This window comes from Actinopolymorpha alba DSM 45243 (assembly GCF_000373925.1).
In the GTDB taxonomy this organism is placed as follows: Bacteria; Actinomycetota; Actinomycetes; order Propionibacteriales; family Actinopolymorphaceae; genus Actinopolymorpha; species Actinopolymorpha alba.
Window position 1 is genome coordinate 151936 of sequence record NZ_KB892768.1, and the last position, 22451, is coordinate 174386.

The following is a 22451-nucleotide window of genomic DNA, read 5'->3' on the forward strand; positions in this document are numbered from 1 at the left end:
GCACGCGGGCGGCGTTCGACCAGCATCCGGCTCACCCACTCCCCTGCCCGACGACCAGCAGCACCTCCGACCCCACCGGCTGGTACCCCGCGGCGAGCACCGCGCGTACGGACGCGGCATTCCCGGGCGCGACCTGCGCCCACACCCCGCGGGCATCCGCCGGCAGCAGCTGCCGGGCGGACCGGGCCAGCAGACGACCGAGCCCACGGCCGCGATGGGACGGGTCGACCTCGAAGGCGGCCTCCCATCGTCCGGCCAGACCGCGGCCGAGGATCAGGACGCCACCCTCGACGGTCCAGACCCGGACGCCGGCGCGGTAGCGGTGAGCACGGCGTACGCGTGGATGGTCGACGTCGGTCACCTCCGCCAGATCCAGCTGCGGCTCGCCCGCGGCTTTCGGAGCGAACGCCGCGATGTCGAGCGAGCCCACCCGGCGGCCGAGTCGTGCGGCCAGCGCGGAGAGGAACGGCGGACCGAGCGGCGCCGAGAGGTCATCAGCCGGGAGTTGGGCGTGCACCCATCCGGGCTCCACGTCCGCCACCACGACCGTATGCGCGGTGAACGCCACGACGGCGGCCTGCTGGGCCGATGGCTGCGGAACGACGCGGAGCGCACCGTCGGCCGGTGGCATCTCCCCACGCTCGATTCCGGCCAGGACATCCGCGAGGCCGCCGGGTTCGCTGGAAGGCCCGACTGTGTTGGAAGGCCCGACGTTGGATGGCCCGGCGGTGCTGGTGGACCCTGCCGGAACTGGGACGGGAGGCGTGGCGTGCATCCGTCCATCCTTCCGCCCTGGGCTTGCCGGGTTGTCATAGGTATCTCGGCCAAGACAGTCGCCGCCCTCGTCATCGGGAGCACGGCCGGTGGAGCGGGTACCCCGTTGCCCGTGGTCGTGGCCGGTGGCCTGGTGGCGCTGGTGTTTCTCGGGCTGGCGTTCGGGGTCTGGACCGGACGCGAAGTCCCGCGCTGGATCCTCACCCGGATCGGGATCGGCTTCAGCGCGGTTCTCATGATGGGCGGCGTCATCAACCTCGCGGTCGCGAATGCCCTCGACGTCTCGAACACGGTCCGGCTGCTCGGCGTACTCAATCTCGTCTCGGCAGCCCTCCTCCTCGCCGGCGGTCTTATGCTCCTCGCGCCGAGTGTCCGGGCATGGTGCGGCGGTAAGAACCTCTAGCGAGCCCGCGTCTCCGGCGCCGCACCGGCCGCCCCTGCGAGTCGCTGTGTGGCAGTGTCGGCGGGGGATGCCAGTATGCAGTGGAAAACCCAAGACGCCGGTTTGACCGCACGTACCCAAGGAGTGCACGACCGTATGCCCCGCCGTAAGAGCACGATGGAGCCTCCCGAGGACTTCGAGGAGCAGATCCAGGACATCGACGTCGGCGACGAGATGCGGACCAGCTTCCTCGAGTACGCCTACTCGGTGATCTACACGCGGGCGCTGCCTGACGCTCGCGACGGGCTCAAGCCGGTCCAGCGCCGGATTCTCTACACCATGTCCGACATGGGGCTGCGCCCCGACCGCGCCCATGTCAAGAGCGCCCGGGTCGTCGGTGAGGTGATGGGTAAGCTCCACCCCCACGGCGACACCGCGATCTATGACGCGCTTGTCCGGATGGCGCAGCCCTGGGCGATGCGCGTGCCACTCATCGACGGGCACGGCAACTTCGGTTCGCAGGACGATGGTCCGGCCGCGATGCGTTACACCGAGTGCCGGATGGCCGCCCCGGCGATGGCCATGACGGCCTCCCTCGACGAGGACGTCGTCGACTGGAAGCCCAACTACGACAGCCGCGAGACCGAGCCACAGGTCCTTCCCGCGGCGTTCCCCAACCTGCTCGTCAACGGCGCGACCGGCATCGCCGTCGGCATGGCGACCAACATGGCGCCGCACAACCTCATCGAGGTGGTCCAGGCACTGCGCCACATGATCAAGAAGCCGTCGGCGAGCCTCGACGACCTGATGATGTACATCCCCGGACCCGACCTGCCCACCGGCGGCAAGATCGTCGGGCTGTCCGGCATCCGCGACGCGTACGAGTCCGGTCGCGGTTCCTTCAAGATGCGGGCGACCGCGCGGATCGAGAACGTCACCCCACGCCGCAAGGGCATCGTAGTCACCGAGCTGCCCTACAACGTCGGTCCCGAGCGGGTCATCGAGCGCATCAAGCAGCTGGTGCAAAACAAGAAGCTCCAGGGCATTGCCGACCTGAAGGACCTCACCGACCGCCAGAAGGGCCTGCAGCTGGTCATCGAGGTCAAGAACGGCTTCCACCCCGAGGCGATCCTCGAGCAGCTCTACAAGCTCACGCCGATGGAGGAGTCGTTCAACATCAACAACGTCGCCCTCGTCGACGGGCAGCCGCGCACCTTGGGACTCAAGGAGCTGCTCGAGGTCTACCTCGACCACCGCTACGACGTCACGACCCGGCGCACGAGGTTCCGCCTCACCAAGGCGTCCGACCGCCTGCACCTCGTCGACGGCCTCCTGATCGCGATCATCGACATCGACGAGGTGATCCAGATCGTCCGGGGCAGCGACGACGCCACCGCCGCCAAGGAACGGCTGATCGCCGTGTTCGACCTCTCCGAGGTGCAGGCACAGTACATCCTTGACATGCAGCTGCGCCGGCTCACGAAGTTCTCCCGCATCGAGCTGGAGAAGGAGAAGTCCGAGCTGGAGAAGGAGATCGGCGACCTCACGGCGATTCTGGAGGACGAGCGCCTGCTCAAGCGGCTGGTCTCCGGTGAGCTTGCCGAGGTCGCCAAGTCGTACGGCACCGAACGCCGCACCGTCCTCCTCGAGTCGTCGGGCCAGTCCGTGACGAGTGCCGTGCCCCTCGAGGTCGCCGACGACCCGTGCTGGGTGTTGCTCTCCTCCACCGGGCTGCTCGCCCGCACCACGGGAGCCGACCCGCTGCCCACCGACGGCGGGCGCGCGAAGCACGACGTCATCGTCTCGGCGGTCCGCGGCACCGCCCGTGGCCAGATCGCCGTGGTGACAAACGCCGGCCGGCTCATCCGGCTGGGCGTGCTCGACCTCCCGGCGCTCCCGCCGACGGCCAACGCGCCCAACCTGCAGGGCGGCGCGCCCGTCAGCGAGTTTTTGTCACTCGAGTCGGGTGAGCGCGTCCTGTGCCTGACGACCCTCGATCCCGACTCCCCCGGCCTCGCGCTCGGCACCGCGACCGGCGTGGTCAAGCGGGTCCAGCCCGATCACCTCAGCAACCGCGACAGCTGGGAGGTCATCACCCTCAAGGACGGCGACGAGGTGGTCGGTGCCGCTGAGCTGCGCACCGCGGACGAAGACCTGGTCTTCGTCTCCAATGACGCCCAGCTGCTGCGGTTCGCGGCGTCGGCCGTGCGCCCGCAGGGTCGCACCGCCGGCGGCATGGCCGGGATCCGGCTCGCTCCTAAGACCCGCGCGATCTTCTTCGGCGCGGTGCCCCCCGGCCGGGACGGCTCGGTGGTGACCGTCGCAGGGTCACTGTCCGCCCTGCCGGGCACCGACGCCGGCACCGTGAAGGTCACGCCGTACGCCGAATACCCCGCCAAGGGCCGGGGCACCGGTGGGGTCCGCTGCCATCGATTCCTCAAGGGTGAGGAGTCGCTCCTGCTCGCCTGGGTCGGGCTTGCCCCGGCGCGCGCGGCCTCCGCGACCGGCGCCGCCGTCAACCTTCCCGAGCCGACCGGCAAGCGGGATGGTTCCGGCGTGCTGGCCAGCAAGCCGATCGACGCGGTCGGCGGGTCCCCAGCCTGATGCGACGAGCACCTGCCCGCCGATCAGCGTCGTACGCACGCCCGTCACCAGGCGTTCGCGCCCGGGCACGAGCAGCCCGCCTGCCACGGCCGGCGCCCGCGCCCGTCGTCCTCGGCGTCGTGGCGCTGGTCGTCGCAGGCCTGCTCACCGCCTGCTCCGGCGCCACCCCTGACGACCCGGGTGCTGTGCTGGCCCGCGCCAAGCAGACCCTCGACGCGACCACGACGGTGCGGTTCGCCGTCAGCAGCGCGGGCCTGCCCAACTCGGGTGCCGTCCTCGTCAGCGGCGACGGCGTGGCGAAGCGACCGGCGTCCTTCTCTGGGCAGTTCCGGGTCGCCACCGGCGGGGTCGCCATGACCCTGAAGGTGATCTCGGTCGACGGGACTCTCTACGCCCAGGTGCCGTTCACCAGCACGTACGCCGCGACCAAGCCAGAAACCCTCGGCGTACCCGACCCGGCCACCCTCCTCGATCCCGAGCGCGGCGTGTCCTCGTTGCTCACCGGCGCGACGGAGGTCCGCAGCGCGGGCAAGTCCCGGTCCGGCCGTGAGGTCGTCGAGGAGGTCACCGCCCGGCTCCCCGGCAAGGTCGTCCGCAGGCTGCTCGCTGTCGCCGACCAGTCCGCGACGTTCGAGACCCGGTTCTTCGTCGCCGACGACAAGGAGCTGCGCAAGGCAACGTTCCGCGGACCCTTCTACGGCAAGGACACCCAGACCACCTACACCGTGGTCCTCGACAGGTACGACGAGCCCGCCACGATCACCCGACCCGGATGACCCGCCCAACACCGATGTCCGGCGCCGGATCGCGCTCCCACCTGGTGCTCGCCTGCGTCGGCATCCTCCTCGCGGCCGCCGACACCTATGTCGTGGTGCTCGCCCTGCCCGAAATCATGGTCGGCGTCGGCCTCGACGTGAACGAACTCCAGCGCGCCACCCCCGTGATCTCGGGCTTCCTTCTCGGGTACGTCGCGATGCTGCCGCTGATCGGCCGGCTGTCCGACCTCTTCGGCCGGACGCCCGTCCTCGTCGCGTCGCTTGCGCTCTTCGCCCTCGGCTCCCTCCTCACGGCCGCGTCGTACGACCTGACTGTCGTCGTCGCGGGTCGCTTCCTTCAGGGAGTCGGAGGCGGCGGGCTGGTTCCCGCCACGCTCGCGCTGGTCGCCGACCTGTGGCCGCCCGAACGCCGCGGGCTGCCGCTCGGCGTCGTCGGCGCCGTTCAGGAACTCGGGAGCGTGCTCGGTCCGCTCTATGGCGCGCTCGTCCTCGCGTTCGCGGACTGGCGGGCGATCTTCTGGATCAACCTCGCCGGCGGGTTGCTGCTCGCGCTCGGGCTCCTACTTCGCCGCGCAAGCCGCCCCGAGTCCCTGACCAACGCCGAGCCCGCGGCCAACCCAGAGGCCGCAGCCAACCCAGAATCCGCGGCCAACCCCGAGTCCAGAGCCCGCCCGACCGGTCGATCACGACCGGTCGCGGCCGCCTCGATGCGGGACGTGCCAGGCCTCCTCCTCGGCGTCCTCACGCTCCTCGGCCTGACCCTCACCCTCGCTCCGCCCGAGCGGCTCGCGACCGACGTGACGCTCGGTCTCGCGTTCGTGCCGTTCAGCGGAAACTCCAGACTCGCTACGCCGATCGCGGTGGCAACCCTCCTGCTGGCGGCGTCGTTCGTCCTCCGCGAACTCACCGCGGCCCGGCCGATCGTCGACCTACGCCGCCTGCCCTCCGTTGTCGCGGCGGCCGATTTCCCCGGTGCCGCGTTCCTCGGCCTCGCCCTCGGCGGCGTGGTGTTGGCGTTCGCCGTCGCCGACCCCGCCGTCGAGGTGCTCTCCCCTGCCGGGCCGTGGCTACTCGCGGGATCCGTCGTGTGTACTGGTGCGTTCGTCGTACGCCAGCGACTGACGGCCAACCCGGTGATCCCCCGCGGGGTGCTGACCGCGGCCCCGGCGTGGGGTGCCCTGGGCGTCAACTTCTTCGTCGGTGCCGCCCTCATCGCGGCGCTCGTCGACGTACCCGTCTTCGCCCGCGCGACCAGCTACCCCGATTCGCAGTTCGGTGCGGCGCTGGTGCTCCTGCGTTTCCTCGCCGCGCTACCGATCGGGGCGATGGTCGGTGGTTGGCTCACTCGACGGATACCCGCTGGCCCGCTCACGGCAGCCGCGATGGCACTCAGCTCAGTGGCGTTCGTCAGTATGGCCACCTGGCCCCAAGGTGCCCTTGACGGGCCGGGAAGCGACCTTGCCCTGGTGGCAGGTGGGTTCGGCTTCGGGCTGGCGATCGCTCCTGTCAACGCCGCCTTGCTGGCCGCCACCCCGGACAGCTCACACGGTGTGGCGAGTGGCCTCCTGGTCGTCGCGCGAATGGTCGGCATGCTGGTCGGCCTGTCCGCGCTGACGGCGATCGGCCTGCGACGGTTCTTCGGCCAGCAGGCAGACCTTCCGCCGCCGGAGAAACTCTGTCCTGACAACCCCGGCCAATGTCCGGCGTACGTCGACGCCCTCAAGGATGCCGCGCTCACGCAGCTACACACGATCTTCGCCGGCGCCGCCGTCTGCGCGGCGGTCGCGGGCGTGATCGCGCTGCTCACTCTGCGGCGGTCCGCGCCTGCCCGCCGAGTCGCTGGACCAGCCAGTTGACCAGCCACAACACCAGGCCGATGGCGAGCAGGACACCCGCGATCCTGTGCTGCCGCGAATCCCGTCTCGACAGCGGCGTCGCCAGGTAGCCCGCCAACGTGTCGAGCAGCCCGAAGGCCGTCGCGAAGAACGCCACCAGCATGTAGATCACGCCGGTGATTGAGCTCAGGCGTCGATGCGCGACTCGTCCAGCTCGTAGGCGCTCGCGACGAGGAACTCCTTACGGGGCGCGACCTCGTTACCCATCAGCAGGTCGAAGACCCGGTCGGCTTCCTCGGCTGCCGAGGCGTTGATCCGGCGCAGGGTGCGGTGCCGGGGCTCCATCGTCGTCTCGGCAAGCTGGTCGGCGTCCATCTCCCCCAGCCCCTTGTAGCGCTGCGGGGGCACCTTCCAGCGCACGCCCCGCTTTTCGAGCTGGACGCAGGTGCGTTGGTACTCCGCGTCGGAGTACGTATAGATGTACTTGTCCTGGCCCTTCTTGGGGTTGACGAGCTCGATGCGGTGCAACGGCGGCACCGCCGTGTAGACCCGGCCGGCTTCGACAAGTGGCCGCATGTAGCGCCAGAACAACGTCGTGAGCAGGCACCGGATGTGGGCACCGTCGGAGTCGGCGTCCGCCATGAAGATGATCTTGCCGTAGCGGGCGGCGTCGAGGTCGAACGTCCGGCCCGAGCCAGCACCCACGACCTGGATGATCGCGGCGCACTCGGCGTTCTTGAGCATGTCGGAGACCGAGGCCTTCTGGACGTTGAGGATCTTGCCCCGGATCGGCAGCAACGCCTGGAACTCCGAGTTGCGGGCGAGCTTCGCGGTGCCCAGCGCCGAGTCCCCCTCGACGATGAACAGCTCACTGCGCTCACCGTCAGAGGAACGACAGTCGGCGAGCTTCGACGGCAGCGCGGAGGATTCGAGCGCGTTCTTACGGCGCTGGGCGTCGCGGTGCTGGCGGGCGGCCACTCTGGCCCGAGCCGCCGACACGACCTTTTCCAGGACGGCCCTGGCCTGCTGCTTCTCGCCGCGCTTGGTGGAGGTCAGGAACGCCTTGAGCTCCTTCTGCACGACGTTCGCCACGATGCGCGAGGCCGCGGGAGTGCCGAGTATCTCCTTGGTCTGGCCCTCGAACTGTGGCTCGGCCTGCCGGACCGTCACCACCGCCGTGAGGCCTTCGAGGATGTCGTCCTTGGTGACGTCGGCCTCGTTGGCGCGCAGCAGACGGGACCCCTTGAGCGCGTCGTTGAACGTCCGGGCGAGCGCCCGCTCGAACCCCTGGACGTGCGTGCCGCCCTTCGTCGTCGCGATGACGTTGACGAACGAACGGATCTCGGATTCGTACCCTGTCCCCCAGCGGACCGCGACGTCAACACTGAGGTCCCGCTCGACGTCACGCGGCGTGAGGTGGCCCTGGTCGTCCAGCACCGGAACGGTCTCGGTGAAGTGTCCGCCGCCCTCCAACCGGACGACGTCGGTTACCGGCTGGTCGGAGGCGAGGAACTCGCAGTATTCCGCGATCCCGCCGTCGTGCCGGAAACGCTCCTCCTTGTGCTCCGCCTCGCGCTCGTCGCGCGCGATCACCTCGATGCCGGGCACCAGGAACGACGTCTGACGGGCGCGGGTGACCAACTCGTCGAAGACGAAGACGGCGTCCTTGGTGAAGATCTGGCGGTCGGGCCAGAACCTCTGGCGGGTGCCTGTCACGCCCTTCTTGACCCGGCCGACCTTGTTAATGCCGGAGGCCTTCGCGAATCCGGCCGTCGGGCTGGCCCCGTCGAAGGCGCCCGGCACGCCTCGCCGGAAACTCATGGCCCAGGTGGCGGGTGAGCGGTCGACCTCGACGTCGAACCGGGCAGACAGCGCGTTGACCACGGAGGCGCCCACACCGTGTAGACCGCCGGACGCCGTGTAGGAGACCCCACCGAACTTGCCGCCGGCGTGCAACCGGGTGAAGACCAGCTCAACACCGGACAGTTTGGTGCGGGGCTCGATGTCGACGGGGATGCCGCGGCCGTTGTCGCGCACCTCGGCGGAGCCGTCGGCATGCAGGATCACCTCGATCAGCGTGCACACACCGGCCAGCGCCTCGTCGACCGCGTTGTCGATCAGCTCCCACAGGCAGTGCATGAGGCCGCGGGTGTCGGTCGACCCGATGTACATTCCCGGACGCTTGCGCACCGCCTCCAGGCCCTCGAGCACGGTGAGGTGCCGAGCGGTGTAGCCGGAGTGGTCGAGGTCCGCGGGCCGCGTCGACAAGACGGCTCCTCTCCGTGGTTGTTTCGTTCCAATTCGTAAGCAGAGCTCCAGGAATGTGGATCTCTGCCAGGCTGGCGCACTCAGGCTACCCACGCCCGCCGACAGGTGAGTACGCACACGCCGCCCGGTATTCTGGACCGTGACGTTGACCACACTCACGAGGGTCCAACCTCACACTTCGGACGGCCGGAGGTCCCTTCTTCGAGGCGGTCTGGTCGGGTATCGGAAACCTGCCGCGGACCTCAGGCGTCATGAAGGGTGAAGTATCGGACGGCACTCCGCACGGATAGCGTCTGGGCGGGAAGAGCCAGCACCTGGTTTGATGTTGGGAGTTGGAGACCCCGACGATCGGAGAGAAGATCACGTGACTGCTGCAGTTGCCACACCGCTCTCGGCCGCGGACCGCTGCGACCGCTGTGGAGCCCAGGCGTATGTCCGGGTGTCCCTGTCGTCCGGCGGTGAGCTGCTGTTCTGCGCCCATCACGGTCGCGAGCATTCAGACAAGCTCCGTGAGGTAGCGATCGACATCCACGACGAGACCAACCGACTCGGGGTGGACACCTCCAGCTGACATGAGCTGCGGGTGCTGCGTCCCCATGGCGTATCCACCTGAGGCACTTCATAAGGGCGGATGTGCCGGCCATCGACGATGATGGCCGGCCCTTCTGTTTTCCGCCCGACTCGCCCCCACTCTGGTCCCCACCGCGTGACGCTCCTATTCCAGAAAGTCGCGCAGCACCTGCGACCGGCTGGGGTGGCGCAGCTTGCTCATCGTCTTGGACTCGATCTGCCGGATCCGCTCCCGCGTCACGCCGTACACCTTGCCGATCTCGTCCAGAGTCTTCGGCTGCCCGTCACTAAGGCCGTAGCGCAGTGACACGACGCCGGCCTCGCGTTCACTGAGAGTGTCGAGTACGGAGTAGACCTGCTCCTGGAGGATCCTGAAGGCCACCGCCTCCGCCGGGACGATCGCCTCGGAGTCCTCGATCAGATCACCGAACTCGGAGTCGCCCTCGTCACCCAGCGGGGTGTGCAGGGAGATCGGCTCGCGGCCGTACTTCTGGACCTCGATGACCTTCTCCGGGGTCATGTCGAGCTCCTTGGCCATCTCCTCCGGCGTCGGCTCGCGGCCCAGGTCCTGCAACATCTGCCGCTGGACGCGGGCGAGCTTGTTGATGACCTCGACCATGTGCACCGGGATGCGGATCGTGCGGGCCTGGTCAGCCATCGCCCGCGTGATCGCCTGCCGGATCCACCACGTCGCGTACGTCGAGAACTTGTACCCCTTGGTGTAGTCGAACTTCTCCACCGCCCGGATCAGACCGAGGTTGCCCTCCTGGATCAGGTCGAGGAACCCCATCCCGCGGCCGGTGTAGCGCTTGGCGAGCGAGACCACCAGCCGGAGGTTCGCCTCGAGCAGGTGGTTCTTGGCCTTCCGGCCGTCCTCGGCGATCCACTCCAGCTCGGCCCTGATGCCGTCGGGCGCACCGTCGTTGCCGCCCGCGTCTGAGACCCCTTCGGCCAGCTTCTCCTCGGCGAACAGTCCCGCCTCGATCCGCTTGGCCAGCTCCACCTCCTGGACGGCGTTGAGCAGCGCGACCTTGCCGATCTGCTTGAGGTAGTCCTTGACCGGGTCAGCGGTGGCGCCGGCCACGAGCACCTGCTGCTCCGGCTCGTCGGTGTCGTCACCCTCCGACAGCACGAATCCCTCGTCCTCAGCGTCGAGGTCACTCTCGGCACCCGGTGTCTCGCCAGCCGTCGCCGTGCCAGCCGTCGCGGCGCCTGCTGTCCCGGTCTCCGGTGGGTCGGTCTCGGCTGCGTCGGCCTCCGGCGCGTCGGCAGAGACTGGGGTCTGGCCGGTGCGTTTGGTGTCCACATGTGCCCCTTCGAGTCATGCCGGCCCGTCCTGCCGGCCTCGGCGAACAAGCAGCCCCAACAGCTGGTCGTCAGCGAGCAAGCCGATTCTGAGCACGGACACACACGCATCGTGGCGCCCGTCTAACAGAGAACCCCGTACTCCGCAGGAGTACGGGGTTATGGGCTGTCTCAGGAGGCTTCTGAAATTATAGCCGCTCCCAGCCAGCACCAAGATCGTTTCGGGCCCACGGCGATCACCTCGCCGTGGGCCCGACCCGTCAGTCGAGATAGTCGCGGAGCACCTGCGACCGGCTGGGGTGGCGCAGCTTGCTCATCGTCTTGGACTCGATCTGCCGGATCCGCTCCCGCGTCACGCCGTACACCTTGCCGATCTCGTCTAAAGTCTTCGGCTGGCCGTCGGTGAGCCCGAAGCGCATGGAGACCACGCCCGCCTCGCGCTCCGACAGCGTGTCGAGGACCGCGTGCAGCTGCTCCTGCAACAGAGTGAACGACACCGCATCAGCCGGGACGATCGCCTCGGAGTCCTCGATCAGGTCGCCGAACTCGGAGTCGCCATCCTCACCGAGCGGGGTGTGCAGGGAGATCGGCTCGCGGCCGTACTTCTGGACCTCGATGACCTTCTCCGGGGTCATGTCGAGTTCCTTGGCCAGCTCCTCCGGCGTGGGCTCGCGACCGAGGTCCTGCAGCATCTGCCGCTGGACGCGGGCGAGCTTGTTGATGACTTCGACCATGTGCACCGGGATGCGGATCGTGCGGGCCTGGTCGGCCATCGCGCGGGTGATCGCCTGCCGGATCCACCAGGTGGCGTACGTCGAGAACTTGTAGCCCTTGGTGTAGTCGAACTTCTCCACCGCCCGGATCAGACCGAGGTTGCCCTCCTGGATCAGGTCGAGGAAGAGCATGCCGCGGCCGGTGTAGCGCTTGGCCAGCGAGACCACCAGCCGGAGGTTCGCCTCGAGCAGGTGGTTCTTGGCCCTCCGGCCGTCCTCGGCGATCCACTCCAGCTCGGTGAGCATCTCCACCGGCGGCGGCTCGGTCTCGCCGGCGAGCTTCTCCTCGGCGAACAGACCTGCCTCGATCCGCTTGGCCAGCTCCACCTCCTGCTCGGCGTTGAGCAGAGGAACCTTGCCGATCTGCTTGAGGTAGTCCTTGACCGGGTCAGCGGTGGCACCGGCCGCCAGGACCTGCTGCTCGGGCTCGTCGGTGTCGTCACCCTCCGAGAGCACGAAACCTTCGTCCTCGAGCTCGGCCTCGAGTGCGACATCGATCTCGCCGCCCTCGGGATCCGTGCTGGCCTCGGAATCGTCCGCGCCCTTCTTAGCCACCGCCTTCTTGGCTTTGGTGGTGTTGGCGGCGGCCTTCTTGGCGACCTTGCTGGTTGTTACCTTCTTGGGCGCGCTCTTGACCGCGCCCGACTCCTCCACCGGGTCGGCGACCTCCACCGGCGTGTCAGCGGTGAGACCTGCGGCGTCGCCGTTGGCGGCGGCCAGGGCCGGCGCCACCTTCGCCGGATCAGCGGCGTCTTTGACGGTCTGCGCGTTGGGGGCGGAACTCGTGCGCTTGGCCGGAGCGGTCGCACGCTGGGTGACGGCCGCGGCGCGCCTCGACGCGGCGGCCGCAACCCGCTTGCGGGTTGTCTGGGTTGTGGAGTCGACCGACACGGTCACACCTTCCTCACCGAGGTACCGCAGCAGGTTGACCCACTGGGTCTTGTCGATCCCGACTTCCTCGCACGCGCCACGCACCTCCTCCGCGGTGACGTGCCCCCGCTGACGTCCCTGCGCGACGAGGCGCTGGACTTCCGGGCTTTCAAGGAGTTGGGCATTCCGGGACGTGCGGGACGACACGACCCTCCTCTCGTCGTACCTGTGGTGAGAGTGACCGGGACACCGGGCCTTATGCAAGAGAGCATTCTGGCACGTCCCGGCGCAGATGCACGCGCGGCACCTGCTTGGGGGCGGTCAGGAAGACGTCGCGGCACGAGTGCGCCTCACGATCGGGCCCGGTTGACTCGATGTCCCAGCATACGTCGGCCTCCAAGTGACGCTCCTTTTCAGCGCCCAGCCTTCGCGGCACGCTTCTGCTCCTGCTTGTATGCCCGCACCTTGGCGAGCGAATCCGCGTCGATCACATCAGCCACCGACCGGAAGACACCGACCTCGCCGTACCCACCTGTCACCCGCGACCAACCCTCGGGACGTACGCCGAACTGCTTGCCCAGGAGCGCAAGGAAGATCGTCGCCTTGACCGTGCCATACCCAGGCAGGGCCTTGAGTCGGCGCAGGAGTTCGTCGGCGGTCGCGACGTCAGACCAGATACGGGCGGCATCCCCGTCGTACTCATCAAGGACGTACTGCGCCAGCGTCTGGATCCGGCCGGCCATCGCGCCGGGGTAACGATGAACGGCGGGCGGCCCGGTGCAGAGTTTGGCGAACGCGTCCGGGTCGTAGGCCGCGACGACGGCGGGGTCGAGAGGACCCCCGAGCCGCTCGACGATGACGTAGGGGCCAAGGAAGGCCCGCTCCATCGGGAACTGCTGGTCCAGCAACATCGCGGTCAGCAAGGAGAAGGGGTGGTTCTCCAACTCGACGTCGGCCGCGGCGTTGCCGGTGATGCTGATGGCCATGGGTCAATCCTCGCTGGTCTCCTAGGGAAGTCCCAAATCGGACACTCTGCTACCGCGGTCGGGCGTTTTCAGGACGACTCCGCCTTCACCGCGAGAACGGGGCAGGGCGCGTCGAGAAGGACCCGCTGGGCGTTACTGCCAAGAATGAGTTTTCCGACCGGCGAACGCCTGCGTAGTCCGATCACGATGAAGTCGGCCCGCACCTCGTCGGCGACCGCGATGAGGTCCTCGGCGGGTTCGAGCCCGTGCGCGCGTTCCCGAACCTCATGCGTGAGATCCTCGCCGGCCAGCTCGCCAAGGACGGCACCCAGAGCCTCGTCTGCCGCCGGCTCCGACGGGCTCTGCAGGTTGACCACGACGAGCCTGGCTCTTCGCAGCTTCGCCTCGTCGACCGCTCGGCGCAGGGCCGCCTGCCCCTCGGGCTTGTCGACGTAACCGACGACAATCGCCGTCATCAGCGCACCTCCCGCAGACCGGGTTAGCTATAGCGGATCCAAGGCCCGGACGCTACTACAGGTACACCTGTGGATGGCGAACGCCGACGATCTCCCGGTCGCGGCAGAGTGCGGGCATGCCCGCCACCCACAGATCGTCACCGCCAGCGTCGACTCATGCGGAGCTCGCCAACCTGTTCGCCGTCGCGGTCTGGAGGCTGCGCCGCCGCACCCGCCGGCGGCTGTTCGCGGCGACCGCCCACGTCATTCTCCTCCGTGCGGACGGCGCGCCCACGCGGCCGCCATCTGACGACCTTCTCGCGACCACCACCATGCGGCCGGACCATGCCCTGCGAGTCGACCTGGCGGTCGGCGCGCTCGACCGCGAGCTCGCGTCCGCCAGGCCGGTGAAGGAAGCGTCTGGCGGGCCGGTGAAGGAAGCGTCTGGCGAGGGTGGCAGCCACTTCGCTGCCACCCTCGCAGCACTACTGGTGGTGCGCCCCGGGCCGATGGAGCCGTCCGACGAGGACTTCGGGTGGTGGCGTGCATGGCTCGTCGCCTGCGACATCGTCGGTGTAAGTGCCGGCCCGGCCTACATCGCCACCCGGATCGGGTGGTTCGACCTCAACGGACCGGGCCACGTGATCGTGCCCCGTCTGCGAGCGCGGCGTAACGGTTTGTGACCACGCCACGGGCCGGGCTGCGGGCATCCGCGGAGGAGCGCCTACGCGGCCGGAGAAGCTACCCGGGATCGGCGCTGCGCCAGCCGGCTCGCCTCTGTCGTCCCGCCCCACACGCCGTAGGTCTCCGGAAGGCTCGTCGCATGCTTCTGGCACTGATCGCGTACTGGGCAGCGGGCACAGATCGCGAGGGCATAGCGCTCGCGATCGGTACGCTCGGGCGGTTTCTCCCCCTCTGGGCCGTAGAAAAGGTCCGACGGCTCACTGCGGCAGGCCGCGTGCTCCTGCCAATCCCAGGAACACCCGACCATCAACGGACGTCGACCCCCGCGGCCGACGGAGCGCTGGTTGGACATGATCGCCCCCTCTCTGCGGCTTCAGACGCTTTACGCGAGATGACGGTTGCCTCGGACATGATCAAACTGCGCGGACATGGGTGAATTGCGTTCGGTCGCTCGGCCACGAAACACGAACGGAGACGAGCCCAACCGAACCCGTCGGCAACAGGACGTCAACCGAGGATCATTCGACCGGCCAGGTATGGACCGGAGCGTTGGTCGACATGTTCTCGACGTAACGGGACATCATGGCCCGTAGCGTTTCCAGCCGGGACATTCCTCCGCGGTCGTACAGCCGGTGGAACACCGCTGCCTGCCACTCGGCGCCATTCTGTCCAGACAGGCATCGTTGCTCGATCACGCCGAGAAGCCGGTCGCGTTGTGTGGCGTCGACTCCCCAGATGTCAAGCCCCTCCTGAGCAAGTGGCAGCAACTTGCGCACCATGAGTTCGGGCACGCCGAGCATTCCGGACGCCGGCCAGTACTGCTGGGCGCGCAGCCCGAACCGCGCACCACGGAAGAAGTTCTCGGCCGCGGCGTCGAACGACAGCTGTGCCCACACCGGGCGGTCGTCGTCAGCGAGTCGACGGACGAGCCCGACGAAGAACGCGGCGTTGGCAAGGGTGTCAACGACCGTGGGTCCGGCCGGCAGAACGCGGTTCTCGATCCGCAGATGTGGGCTGTCGTCCACCACGTCATAGACGGGACGATTCCAGCGGTAGATCGTGCCGTTGTGCAGGCGTAGCTCGGAGAGACCGGGAGTGACGTCGTGGGCGAGGAGGTCCATGGGATCCTCGTCGTCGCATACCGGAAGCAGGGGTGGGAAGTAGCGAACGTTTTCGGTGAACAGATCGCCCACTGATTCGATCCAGCGTTCTCCGAACCACACCCGTGGCCGGACCCCCTGCTCCTTGAGCTCGAGACTGCGGGTGTCGATCGCCTGCTCAAAGAGCTTGGTGCGGGTTTCGCGCCAGAGTTCCTTACCGAGGAAGAACGGCGAGTTGGCGCAGACCGCGACCTGAGGGCCGGCGATCGCCTGTGCGGCGTTCCAGTAAGCGGGGAAGGCTTCTTGGCTCAGCTGGAGATGAACCTGGGTGCTCGTGCAGGCTGACTCGGGCGCCACCGAGTCGGTCGTGATCGCAAGGGTCTCCTCCCCCTCGATCATGATCTGGATGTCCTCGCCGCGAGCGAGGATGATCTGGTCGTTGAGAAGTCGGTAACGGGTCCTGGCCGAGAGTGCGTCGAACGTCATGTGCGCGGTCGTCACTGTCGGGAGGATGCCGACCATCGCCAGGCGGACGCCGTACCTTCTCGCCGTCGCATCGGCTGCGTCGATGCGTGCCCGCAGGTCGTCCTCGAATTCCTTGAACGCACTGCCCTCAAGGCGGCGTGGCGCGACATTTACCTCGATGTTGTATTGCGCCAGCTCGGTCTGAAATGCGGGGTCACCCAGGTCATGGAGGAGTTCGGAGTTGCGCAACGCCGGATCGGCCTTGTGGTCAACGAGGTTGAACTCGATTTCGAAGCCGACAAAGGGTTGACCGACGTCGAACCTACCCTCCTCGAGCATCTGGGCGTGTGCCTGTAGGCAGCGACGAAGCTTCTGCCTGAAGCGGGTGCGATCTTCGGGGGTGAAAGTCCGGCGCTCGATGTCCTGACCCATCTCCGCTCCTCCCCAGGAGGCTTGTTGGAGCGTCGCATTGTGACCGGCCACCCGCCAAGGGGGCTGCGGTCACTGTGTTGCCAGAATTCGTCAGAGCTGAGAGGTCGCGCAAATAGTGGCGCGGCCAACGTGGATGCCAGGCGACGCGCAGCCCGCGACCTCCCTCTTTGCGCGACCTCTAACCCGGATGGGGAGGAGGGAAACGAAAGGTACGTCACACCTGTCATCCGGGGTCCTCGTCCGTGCCCTCCGGCCAGGCCGTCGGGGGGACGGCCTGGACCAGGAGTTGGCCGATCAGCTGGGCCATTGAGTAGGAAGGGTCGCTGGCGTATGCGCGCTCCAATGCGCAGCGGGCAAGCGAACCATGGCCCCGCAGCCACGCGGCGAAGGCCAACAGTGCCGCGGGTGCGACGACGTACGGCTCGACAGATCGGCGCAGAACCTCCGTCCACAACGTCACATCGAGAGGCGCCGACTCCCGCGTCATCCGGCTCCAGATCTCGTCGCGCACGCGGATGCTGGAGACCAGCACCGACGCACGCGCCACCTCCTCATCGCTGAGGTGTCCTGGGCCGGATGCGCAGGCCCGCAGAAGGGTGTCGACGCACGCGCGGCCCATCTCCACCAGCGATTCGGTGTGACCGCACGCCGAGCTGGCATCGTCATCGTGGTCATCCTCGACCACCATCGCCAGGTCAGCCAGCTCGGCCTCGACCTTCCTCGTCGCCTTCCGGGCCGCGACCAATGCGCGTCCGCGCACAGGATCGAGAGAACGGCGTAGATCCTCCTCGCCTGCCAGTGCGACCTCCCCCTCGAAGACAGACATCGCGGTGACCGGGTGCTCCTCAAGGTCGTAAGGAGTTCCGGAGCGCGGGCAGCATTCTGGATCGCCGCACGCGTCGGACCACCAGCGCTTGCCGTTGGCGATCAGCCTGTCGAGGACCGCGATATCTGCGGCGGCCAGGGCTTCTGCCGCGGCACGAAGTGCCGGGCTTGCCTCTGCCTGTCTTGGCGCATAGGCCACCAGGATGGCGCCGACCGCTCCATGGCCGCAGAACACCCGCATGAGATAGTCGGCGAGGGCTTCGCAGCTGTCGGGGTCGTCCGGCGGGTCCGGGAGATCCACCCGCAGGGTGAACATGATCCGACCGTCATCACCGAATGCCAGTGCCACAAGGCTTTCGTGCGGGTGGTAGCCCACGAGGTAGGGAATCTTGGCCAGGATCTCATCCGGCGTCCGCAGGGTCATGACCGGCTTGCCCGGGCTGATTGATGCGTTCATGCGTTCGAGCCTGGCAGCGCCGGCGGAGCGGAAACGGGCGGCGAGTGGGTCTGTGGACAAGAACGCCGATCCCCTGTCTGTGGACGAATACGTGGCAGCGCTCCCCGGGTTGTCGGGGCACGTTGCGAAGATGTCCGTGTGCGGAGCAAGCCGAGCATCCTTCATCTGGATCTGGATGCGTTCTTCGCCGCCGTGGAGCAGCGCGACAAGCCCTCCCTGCGCGGTAAGCCCGTCATCGTGGGCGGGTTGGGGCCGCGGGGCGTCGTGTCGACAGCGTCGTACGAAGCGCGGGCGTTCGGGGTTCGTTCGGCCATGCGGATGGCGGAGGCCCGCGCCCGTTGCCCGCACGCGGCCTATCTCTCGGGGCGCTTCGCGGCCTACCGGATGACGAGTCGCGCGGTGATGGCCGCGCTGCGCGAACTCTCGCCGTTGGTGGAGCCGGTGTCGTTCGACGAGGCGTACGTCGATCTCGCCGCCGGCGACCTCGGTGACCTCTCCACTACCACCGCCGTCGAGCACATCGCGGACGCGATCAGGGCGCGTACGTTCGAGGTCAGCGGCGGGCTGACGGCCTCTGTCGGCGCCGGGACGTCCAAGCTCATCGCCAAGATCGCGAGCGACCTACGGAAGCCGGACGGTCGACTGGTGGTAGCGGCTGGCACCGAAGCGGAGTTCCTGCATCCGATGCCGGTCTCCCGGATCCCTGGCGTGGGTCCGGCAACCGGGGACCGGCTGCGGCGGATCGGCGTCCACACCGTCGGCGAACTCGCCCGGGTCGGTGTGAGCGAACTCGTGGCAGCACTCGGCCAGGCTCACGGTCAGGCCCTCGCGCGGCTGGCCCAAGCAGAGGACGACCGGCCGGTCGTCGCCGAACGAGAGTCGAAGTCGATCAGCGTCGAGGACACCTTCGACCACGACATCGCCGACCCGCGCCTGCTGCAAATGATCGTGGACCGGCTCGCGTCCCGGGTCTGCGAGCGTCTGGCGCGCGAACGCCTTTCCGGGCGCACGGTCACCGTCAAGATCAGGTTGTTCGACTTCTCGACCCACACCCGCTCGACGACTCTGGCCGGCCCGACCGACGACGTCCGCGTCGTGACCCGGCTCGCCCGCCAACTCCTGACTGACGTGGACACCTCTGCCGGCGCTCGGCTCCTCGGGGTGGGGGTGTCTGGCCTGGCGGACTGGGTGCAGGACGACCTCTTCACGTCCGTGGTCGACGACGCCGACAACGATGCCGGGGCCCCTGGTGAACTCGCGATCGGCGGCACTCCCGAAAACCTCGTGAGTGGTACGCCTGATGCCGCGCCGCGGCTCTGGTCGCCGGGCGCCGACGTGGTCCACACGACGTACGGCCAGGGATGGGTGTGGGGCGCTGGCCGGGGCCGCGTCACCGTCCGCTTCGAAACCTCCAGCAGTGGACCCGGCCCGGTCCGCACCTTCGCCGGCGACGATCCCGACCTCGCTGCCTACACGCCCCTGACGTGGAAAGACCCTTCCTGAGCAGCGATTGGCAACGGCTCTCCCCCGCGCCCGGAACGGCTGGCTTCCAGCACAAAGGCCTCGGTCGCGCCTGAGCGCGTCCGAGGCCTTGTGCCATGAAGGACCTCAGTCTCATCAACGGCCTCAGCGGGTGAGGACGTCCGACTTCTCCAGCACCGTCACCGGCGTTGTCTGGGTGCCTGGCTGGGTGAAGGTGCCGGGAAGGTCCACCCGGCCCGCGCCAGCGTCGTACCAACCGCTGTAGGTGACGTCCACCCTGACGGTGTATGACCCGGCGCTCGAGTAGACGTGGTTGACGTCGAAGTTCGGGTACGGTCCGCCCGGCTTCGTCGTGGTCGAACTGCCGCCGTCGCCCCAGTGCCAGGTGTAGGAGACGGGAGTGGCATGGACAGTCACGCTGCCGCCCGGGCCGACCTGGATGACCTGAGCCTCGGTGAGGCCGGTGTAGAAGATCGTCTCGAAGTCGATGAGCGTCCGGCCATTACCCGGATTGACCTCGGCGCTCGCCGCTGGAAGGCCGTATGCCTCCACCCAGCTCAGCACCTGTTCCGGGGTGATCACGACCTGGTCCGCGTCGTCCGGGCCTCGACACTCGCTGGCCTGGCTCTCCCAGTTGCCGGCGGGCACCCATGCCGAGCCGTTCCAACGTTCGAGGCGGGTGTAGACGTAGTAACGGAGGTCACCGTCAGTCGGGCACGACGAAACCGCCATCCCACACAGGTTGCCAGGGTCGTTCGGCGGCGGACCGTTGCCCATGCAGGAGGGCGTGATGTATTCGTCCGTCCTGGTGTCGCCGGGCTGCGGACCTCCCGGACCGGGTTTGTCAGGCCCAGGGCCAGGGTTGTCAGGCCCCGGGTCACCGTCACCGTTGCAGAGCCCCCAGCGGCAGTCCTCCGCGTGCGCGGTGCCGGTGAAGGTGTTGGTCCAACTCCCCTCAGTGCCGACGCCGACCAAGCCGAGCGCCAGCACGCCCAGCACGACGCCGACCCGTAGCAGATGACTCAGGACTCGTTGCGGAGTTCGGTGACGACCCATCGTTCTCCCTGACTTGCGACCGTGATCCGTAGCACGATCTTTCCGTCGTTCCGCGGTGTTGGCTTGGCACCAGAGGATGGGACCAGCTCGTAGGGCTTCGTATTGAGCAGGACTGTGAAGGCGGGCGGCTTCGTGTCGGTGACCGGCTCCAGCGCACTGATCTGGAGCTGGTGATTGCCCTTGTAACTCCCGCCGCGGGCGTAGATCTGTGCGATCGAATCCGCGATCGTCTTGCACCCTTGGCACTCCTCCGAACTCGCGGAGCGGAGTGCCGAGACATCGCCTGTGCCCTGGGCTTGGTTGATCAGGTCAACATACCGGCGTACGGCCCGGGCCTGCGGCGACTCACTCGCGGGCGACGACGTGCGAGTGGGCGTAGGTGACGGAGACGCGCTGGCCGAGGTGCTCTCGGTTGGCCCGTCGTCAACCGGGGTGGGCTCGGGAGATCCACCAGTGCAGCCGGAAGCCGCGGCGGAGAATAGTGCGAGGAGAGCCGTAGCCCCCACGAACCGCCGCATGCGCATTCTCCCCCATTTCGCTCGAAAACCCGGCGAAGCCGCGCCATAGATTACCAGCAGTAATGTCCTTCGCTCTTCCTCCTCGCACATAAGATCGACAGCTACTTTATGTAGGCATGGCTTCGCATATCGCTGCCGTACATGTAACCCGGAAACGGCATCCGTGCCGGGCGGTGCGCGTGCCGGCGGGTCAACCTCTCCAGAGCACTTCCGTCGACACCGCGCTGGAGACAACCCTGATCGCGGTGAGCTCACCGGCCTGGTCGCTACAGACCGCCGCCGCGCCGTCGAGCACGTGGTCGAAGCTGAAGCCGGTGAACCACTCAGCCGGCGCACCCGAGAGGCTGTTCACCCGCGCGGCCCGCGCGAGGAAGTGATCACGGAGGTAGCTGAGCCAGGACGCGCTCTCAGCCGGCGGGATGCCGTTGCCGCCCGCCAGGTCATGTGACGGCACCAGGGCGCGGCCGCCGTGACCGGGCGTCCACGGGCAGTGCAGGCCGGGCTGGCCCTCCGCCGGGAGGGAGTATTCGCTCAGATCGAGCTTGGGATCGAGGCATTCGGCGATGGGATTGTCGGGAACGGCGTACGGCCCGCCGGGCCTTCGCCATCGGCGCGACTCCGCGAACGCCGTGAGGTATTCAAACTCGGCGCGACGAAGCGGCGGATCGATCCGGACATAACCAACCAGGCGAAACCTCTCGACGGGTTCCTCCACGGCAGACACCCTCCCAGGTAGCGAGGAGCGCAAAGCTCAACGGACGAGGAGATCGCGGGCACGGACCGGGTGGTTGGTCAGATACGAGAAGGCGCCGGCCGACGGCCACGCATGGCAGGATGCCCGACCGGAAGCACCCTGCGCTTCCGGTCATCCACAGCCAGCTACCTGTGGAAAACTTCCGTCACCGTACGCCGCCGAGCGGGCACCCTGATCCAGTGACCACGCCACTCCACCCTGTCGCCCACGGTGACTCGGCGACCCTGCTGCGCCGGATCAGCCGCCATGTGCCGTTCAGTTCCGACCGCGTCATCCTTGCCCTTATCCGACTCTCCCGCGGCTACGTCGATCGGGCCGCCTGGCTGGACGTACCACTCGCCGGGTCCGACGGCCCGCCCGACGATCGGCAGGCGCGCGCCCGGGTCGACGCCGCGCTCTCCTCGATCACCCCGAAGCAACGCCAGAGCCCTCCCTCCCACGCCGTCGCACTGGTCCGGTGCCGACGGGGCCGGGTCGTGTGGTTGCCCTCCGACGACGTGTGGCTTTCCGCCCTGGCGAGCGAGACTGCCCGGCACAGGCTCCCTGTCGCCGAGGTCTTCCTCGTGACCGAACACGGGTGGCGCGGCTACTCCAGCACCAAAGCCGGATCAGCGCCCGCGCTGGCCGCGTGACAGACACCGCCGTACGACGTCTCCGTGCCAGGCGCGGGTTCGAACCTCCCTCCTGGATGGGCAAGCTGGGGCACATGACCACCTCGCTCACCCGGACACACGTCACGATTCACGGCATGGTTCAGGGCGTCTTCTTCCGGGACACCTGCCGCCGGATGGCGGAGCGGCTCGGCGTCGCCGGATGGGTACGCAACCGACCCGACGGCAGCGTCGAGGCGGTGTTCGAAGGCGGTGCGGGACCGGTCGAGGCAATCGTCGACTGGTGCCGGAACGGCCCGCCCCTCGCCCGCGTGGTGCGGGTCGACCGGAGCACCGAGCGACCCGAGGGCCTCACGGCCTTCGAGATCCGGCGGTGACGCCGAGCACCACCCCAGCGACGTCGACCCCGCGTGGATGACGCCGCAGGTCAGAGCCCCACCCACGGCGGGCGGTCAGCATGCCGTAGCGCTCAGCGTTCCTTCAGGTCGGC

Annotated in this window: 22 protein-coding genes; 9 read left to right on the forward strand and 13 right to left on the reverse strand. The window is 68.2% G+C overall.

Translation table 11 applies throughout. The annotated features are described in order from the left end of the window. Positions 1-31: 31 nt before the first annotated feature. Entirely contained in the window at positions 32-775 is a 744-nt protein-coding gene (locus B141_RS0123350) for a GNAT family N-acetyltransferase (protein WP_020577610.1), read from the reverse strand. Here B141_RS0123350 and B141_RS0123355 point away from each other — a divergent pair. From B141_RS0123355 to B141_RS42265, 4 genes are all read left to right on the forward strand, one after another. Continuing rightward, positions 770-1177 (forward strand): hypothetical protein, encoded by a 408-nt coding sequence (locus B141_RS0123355; RefSeq protein ID WP_157181217.1) that lies wholly within the window; start codon positions 770-772, stop codon positions 1175-1177. The two genes, B141_RS0123350 and B141_RS0123355, sit on opposite strands and share 6 nt — an antisense overlap. 135 nt (positions 1178-1312) lie before the next feature. Beyond that, positions 1313-3760 (forward strand): DNA gyrase/topoisomerase IV subunit A, encoded by a 2448-nt coding sequence (locus B141_RS0123360; protein WP_026257508.1) that lies wholly within the window; start codon positions 1313-1315, stop codon positions 3758-3760. Continuing rightward, positions 3760-4536, forward strand: coding sequence for an LppX_LprAFG lipoprotein (locus tag B141_RS0123365; RefSeq protein ID WP_084678462.1), 777 nt, complete (start codon positions 3760-3762; stop codon positions 4534-4536). Before B141_RS0123360 ends, B141_RS0123365 begins: the two co-directional genes overlap by 1 nt. Beyond that, a complete protein-coding gene (locus tag B141_RS42265; RefSeq protein ID WP_237742782.1) occupies positions 4533-6392 on the forward strand; it encodes an MFS transporter in 1860 nt (619 codons plus the stop codon). Before B141_RS0123365 ends, B141_RS42265 begins: the two co-directional genes overlap by 4 nt. Here B141_RS42265 and B141_RS0123375 read toward each other — a convergent pair. Together B141_RS0123375 and B141_RS0123380 are read right to left on the reverse strand one after the other, a co-directional pair. Continuing rightward, positions 6340-6543, reverse strand: coding sequence for a hypothetical protein (locus tag B141_RS0123375; protein WP_020577615.1), 204 nt, complete (start codon positions 6541-6543; stop codon positions 6340-6342). The two genes, B141_RS42265 and B141_RS0123375, sit on opposite strands and share 53 nt — an antisense overlap. Before the next feature lie 14 nt (positions 6544-6557). Next, entirely contained in the window at positions 6558-8639 is a 2082-nt protein-coding gene (locus B141_RS0123380) for a DNA gyrase/topoisomerase IV subunit B (protein WP_020577616.1), read from the reverse strand. Between the two features lie 322 nt (positions 8640-8961). On the opposite strand from B141_RS0123380, the gene B141_RS0123385 reads away from it, so the two are divergent. Further along, on the forward strand, positions 8962-9210 hold the full coding sequence (locus B141_RS0123385; protein WP_202805879.1) for a DUF7455 domain-containing protein: 249 nt from the start codon (positions 8962-8964) through the stop codon (positions 9208-9210). Positions 9211-9354: 144 nt separating this feature from the next. On the opposite strand, the gene B141_RS42270 is transcribed toward B141_RS0123385, so the two are convergent. The 4 genes from B141_RS42270 to B141_RS0123410 all read right to left on the reverse strand — a co-directional run bounded on the left by B141_RS42270 (position 9355) and on the right by B141_RS0123410 (position 13598). Further along, positions 9355-10515: an RNA polymerase sigma factor gene (locus B141_RS42270; RefSeq protein ID WP_020577618.1), complete on the reverse strand. Its 1161-nt coding sequence runs from the start codon at positions 10513-10515 to the stop codon at positions 9355-9357. Between the two features lie 259 nt (positions 10516-10774). After that, positions 10775-12364, reverse strand: a complete 1590-nt coding sequence (locus B141_RS0123395; RefSeq protein WP_020577620.1) for an RNA polymerase sigma factor — start codon at positions 12362-12364, stop codon at positions 10775-10777. A gap of 206 nt (positions 12365-12570) precedes the next feature. Continuing rightward, positions 12571-13143, reverse strand: coding sequence for an HhH-GPD-type base excision DNA repair protein (locus B141_RS0123405; protein ID WP_020577622.1), 573 nt, complete (start codon positions 13141-13143; stop codon positions 12571-12573). Positions 13144-13211: 68 nt separating this feature from the next. After that, complete coding sequence (locus tag B141_RS0123410; protein ID WP_020577623.1) at positions 13212-13598, reverse strand: universal stress protein; 387 nt, start codon at positions 13596-13598, stop codon at positions 13212-13214. Positions 13599-13714: 116 nt separating this feature from the next. Here B141_RS0123410 and B141_RS0123415 point away from each other — a divergent pair, with 116 nt between their 5' ends. After that, positions 13715-14260 carry a hypothetical protein gene (locus tag B141_RS0123415; RefSeq protein WP_020577624.1) on the forward strand — a complete coding sequence of 182 codons (546 nt, stop codon included), beginning with the start codon at positions 13715-13717 and terminating at the stop codon, positions 14258-14260. 41 nt (positions 14261-14301) lie between these two features. Here B141_RS0123415 and B141_RS47710 read toward each other — a convergent pair whose 3' ends face one another. The 3 genes from B141_RS47710 to B141_RS42280 all read right to left on the reverse strand — a co-directional run bounded on the left by B141_RS47710 (position 14302) and on the right by B141_RS42280 (position 17540). Next, positions 14302-14613 carry a WhiB family transcriptional regulator gene (locus tag B141_RS47710; protein ID WP_084678463.1) on the reverse strand — a complete coding sequence of 104 codons (312 nt, stop codon included), beginning with the start codon at positions 14611-14613 and terminating at the stop codon, positions 14302-14304. A gap of 166 nt (positions 14614-14779) precedes the next feature. After that, positions 14780-16258 (reverse strand): glutamate-cysteine ligase family protein, encoded by a 1479-nt coding sequence (locus B141_RS0123420; RefSeq protein WP_020577625.1) that lies wholly within the window; start codon positions 16256-16258, stop codon positions 14780-14782. A 223-nt stretch (positions 16259-16481) separates the two neighbouring features. After that, a complete protein-coding gene (locus B141_RS42280) occupies positions 16482-17540 on the reverse strand; it encodes a DUF4192 domain-containing protein (protein ID WP_020577626.1) in 1059 nt (352 codons plus the stop codon). Between the two features lie 138 nt (positions 17541-17678). Between B141_RS42280 and B141_RS42285 the strand changes: the two genes are divergently transcribed. Beyond that, positions 17679-19043: a DNA polymerase IV gene (locus B141_RS42285; protein WP_020577627.1), complete on the forward strand. Its 1365-nt coding sequence runs from the start codon at positions 17679-17681 to the stop codon at positions 19041-19043. 123 nt (positions 19044-19166) lie between these two features. On the opposite strand, the gene B141_RS46010 is transcribed toward B141_RS42285, so the two are convergent. From B141_RS46010 to B141_RS42295, 3 genes are all read right to left on the reverse strand, one after another. Continuing rightward, positions 19167-20078, reverse strand: coding sequence for a PKD domain-containing protein (locus B141_RS46010; RefSeq protein ID WP_157181218.1), 912 nt, complete (start codon positions 20076-20078; stop codon positions 19167-19169). Beyond that, positions 20045-20596 carry a DUF6318 family protein gene (locus B141_RS0123440; RefSeq protein ID WP_020577628.1) on the reverse strand — a complete coding sequence of 184 codons (552 nt, stop codon included), beginning with the start codon at positions 20594-20596 and terminating at the stop codon, positions 20045-20047. The genes B141_RS46010 and B141_RS0123440 overlap by 34 nt, the downstream gene beginning before the upstream one ends. A gap of 190 nt (positions 20597-20786) precedes the next feature. Continuing rightward, positions 20787-21311 carry a hypothetical protein gene (locus B141_RS42295; protein WP_020577629.1) on the reverse strand — a complete coding sequence of 175 codons (525 nt, stop codon included), beginning with the start codon at positions 21309-21311 and terminating at the stop codon, positions 20787-20789. Between the two features lie 218 nt (positions 21312-21529). Here B141_RS42295 and B141_RS0123450 point away from each other — a divergent pair, with 218 nt between their 5' ends. Both B141_RS0123450 and B141_RS0123455 read left to right on the forward strand, forming a co-directional pair. Further along, positions 21530-21982: a hypothetical protein gene (locus B141_RS0123450; RefSeq protein ID WP_020577630.1), complete on the forward strand. Its 453-nt coding sequence runs from the start codon at positions 21530-21532 to the stop codon at positions 21980-21982. A 74-nt stretch (positions 21983-22056) separates the two neighbouring features. Beyond that, on the forward strand, positions 22057-22338 hold the full coding sequence (locus tag B141_RS0123455) for an acylphosphatase (RefSeq protein WP_026257511.1): 282 nt from the start codon (positions 22057-22059) through the stop codon (positions 22336-22338). Positions 22339-22451 lie beyond the last annotated feature (113 nt).

What these genes read in the sequence shown, in the direction of transcription:
- B141_RS0123410 (WP_020577623.1), bottom strand. Translation starts at nt 13,598, where the DNA reads ATGACGGCGATTGTCGTCGGTTACGTCGACAAGCCCGAGGGGCAGGCG.
- B141_RS42265 (WP_237742782.1), top strand. Translation starts at nt 4,533, where the DNA reads ATGACCCGCCCAACACCGATGTCCGGCGCCGGATCGCGCTCCCACCTG.
- B141_RS0123455 (WP_026257511.1), top strand. Translation starts at nt 22,057, where the DNA reads ATGACCACCTCGCTCACCCGGACACACGTCACGATTCACGGCATGGTT.
- B141_RS0123405 (WP_020577622.1), bottom strand. Translation starts at nt 13,143, where the DNA reads ATGGCCATCAGCATCACCGGCAACGCCGCGGCCGACGTCGAGTTGGAG.
- B141_RS47710 (WP_084678463.1), bottom strand. Translation starts at nt 14,613, where the DNA reads ATGTCCAACCAGCGCTCCGTCGGCCGCGGGGGTCGACGTCCGTTGATG.
- B141_RS46010 (WP_157181218.1), bottom strand. Translation starts at nt 20,078, where the DNA reads ATGGGTCGTCACCGAACTCCGCAACGAGTCCTGAGTCATCTGCTACGG.
- B141_RS0123365 (WP_084678462.1), top strand. Translation starts at nt 3,760, where the DNA reads ATGCGACGAGCACCTGCCCGCCGATCAGCGTCGTACGCACGCCCGTCA.
- B141_RS0123385 (WP_202805879.1), top strand. Translation starts at nt 8,962, where the DNA reads ATGTTGGGAGTTGGAGACCCCGACGATCGGAGAGAAGATCACGTGACT.
- B141_RS0123360 (WP_026257508.1), top strand. Translation starts at nt 1,313, where the DNA reads ATGCCCCGCCGTAAGAGCACGATGGAGCCTCCCGAGGACTTCGAGGAG.
- B141_RS0123420 (WP_020577625.1), bottom strand. Translation starts at nt 16,258, where the DNA reads ATGGGTCAGGACATCGAGCGCCGGACTTTCACCCCCGAAGATCGCACC.
- B141_RS42280 (WP_020577626.1), bottom strand. Translation starts at nt 17,540, where the DNA reads ATGAACGCATCAATCAGCCCGGGCAAGCCGGTCATGACCCTGCGGACG.
- B141_RS0123415 (WP_020577624.1), top strand. Translation starts at nt 13,715, where the DNA reads ATGCCCGCCACCCACAGATCGTCACCGCCAGCGTCGACTCATGCGGAG.
- B141_RS0123350 (WP_020577610.1), bottom strand. Translation starts at nt 775, where the DNA reads ATGCACGCCACGCCTCCCGTCCCAGTTCCGGCAGGGTCCACCAGCACC.
- B141_RS0123440 (WP_020577628.1), bottom strand. Translation starts at nt 20,596, where the DNA reads ATGCGGCGGTTCGTGGGGGCTACGGCTCTCCTCGCACTATTCTCCGCC.